This window comes from Pedobacter cryoconitis, assembly GCF_003259615.1.
GTDB classification, from domain to species: domain Bacteria; phylum Bacteroidota; class Bacteroidia; order Sphingobacteriales; family Sphingobacteriaceae; genus Pedobacter; species Pedobacter cryoconitis.
This window is the reverse complement of sequence record NZ_QLLR01000071.1, coordinates 1-1,774: the sequence shown is the minus strand read 5'-3', so window position 1 is coordinate 1,774 and position 1,774 is coordinate 1. Positions and strand designations below refer to the sequence as shown.

At 41.2% G+C, this 1,774-nt stretch carries 1 protein-coding gene; it reads right to left on the bottom strand.

Annotated elements, in window-relative coordinates; translation table 11 throughout:
* Positions 1-44: 44 nt before the first annotated feature.
* Positions 45-1,583, bottom strand: coding sequence for an IS21 family transposase (gene istA / locus LY11_RS26380; RefSeq protein WP_170132798.1), 1,539 nt, complete (start codon positions 1,581-1,583; stop codon positions 45-47).
* Positions 1,584-1,774: the final 191 nt, after the last annotated feature.

Below are 1,774 nucleotides of genomic sequence, written 5' to 3'. Positions count from 1 at the left end.
GTACTGGAGCATACTGACCCCCTCTAAGTACCAGGCAATAATGATTAGCCAGAGAAATAAGTGTCATAGGTAAGCAGATCACTTTGATCTGGTATGATGTCCGATATTTTCCTGCTTTCTCCATTGAGCGGGTTTAACTGGATAATAATTGGTGGTGGCAGCTCTGCTTTCACTTGTTCTCTTTTTAGTGCCTCGGTGATGGCTTTAAAGTCAGTGGCACTGATAATATGATGTTGGCAGGCATAATTCAGCGCCTGTGAAGCCAAATGTGGCTCCAGTTTAATTACAGTAGCTGTTAGCAATTGCAGCTGGTCTCTGATATATCTTGGTTTATGGTCTTTGATCTGCATCACCCAGTTCAATGCCTGCAGTTTATTCTCCATTAGGTCACTGAATTCATTCATCATCTCAGTAATGGCCGTTTCTTTATCACGTCCATGGTCTCTGGAGAGTATTTTTTGTCCTTTAAGCCTGCAAATCTCATGACGGCACAGTTCCTCTTCTTTCTGGTTCATGATGATGAGCTGTTCCAGCGTTACTTTAAGCAGAATCTTTGTTCCTTTTCCTTTATATGTACCTAAAGGCAAGCTGTATATGTTGCTTTTATAAGAGATCTTATTATCCTTGTGCACAGCATAAACAGCATATGCTTCTGGTTCCAGAATCACAGGGCACCAGCTATGCAGAAACTCTTTTTCTATCTGAAATTCTGCAGTTGGTATCTTTTTAGTTGTGCCATGTTCAAGTGCATTGGCTGTACGCAGTAGCCAAGCCTTTGCTTCCATATTCAAGGTATCCAGATCTTTAAAAGAACGTTTGTAAAGGAAGTTCTGCTTTACATATTTAACTACATTTTCAACTTTTCCCTTACTTTCAGGATCAGCTTTTCTGCAAAAATAGGTCACAAAAGAACTTTGGGCCACATAAGACCGGAAACCGGCAGTTAGAATGAGGTCACCAAAGTTTTCCGCCACCATAAATAAACGGTCCTGGTCATAAACGATTTCAGAAGGACAACCGCAAACTGCTGCAAATGCAAGCTCATGTGCGTTAATCACCATTGTAGTGGTAAATGGACTATCGCTGAAGTGGATAAACTTATAGCGCGATCGGGAAAGTACAAAAGTAAAGAACTGTACCTTTTTGGTCTTTCCAAGTGTGGTTTGCATGTTATAGAAACCAAAGTCTACCTGCGCCTGTAAACCGTAAGGAAGTTCGGGAACACTGGCGTAATCTCTTATTTGCTGAGTTTTTGGAATATTATATTTTGCCCGTACTGCTTGCACGAAGTTAAAAACTGTCTTCTGGCTAATTTCAGGGAACTCCTGATGATGTTCCTTCAGCCAGTCATGCATTTGAGCCGCTGGAGTACCTGGATATACCACCAATTTGTCTTTGACAAATTCCTCGTAGGAGTCCAGCGATCTTTTTCTACCCTGTATCTGCTCTAGATCGATTAAATAATGTTGCTCGCTGAGCTGTAGTAGTCGTTTGGCAGTGCGCCAGTTCATATCTAAATGCTCGGCGATCTTCTGTATCGAAAATCCTTCGCGTTCCATTTGGTGGACTAGATGATAGGTCATAAGTTTGCTTAAATAATAGTTCATAAAAAACCTTGTCTTTGTAGTGAATGACAAAGGTTGTTTTTCTTTTGGGGGCTTGCCCCCAAAAGGTGAACTATGTATTTATTCTTGCCGATTTCTCTGCACCGTTCTTGCCGAAAACCATGCACTGCTAATTGCCAAAAGTTGTGTAGTCTTATTTACCGTTCACA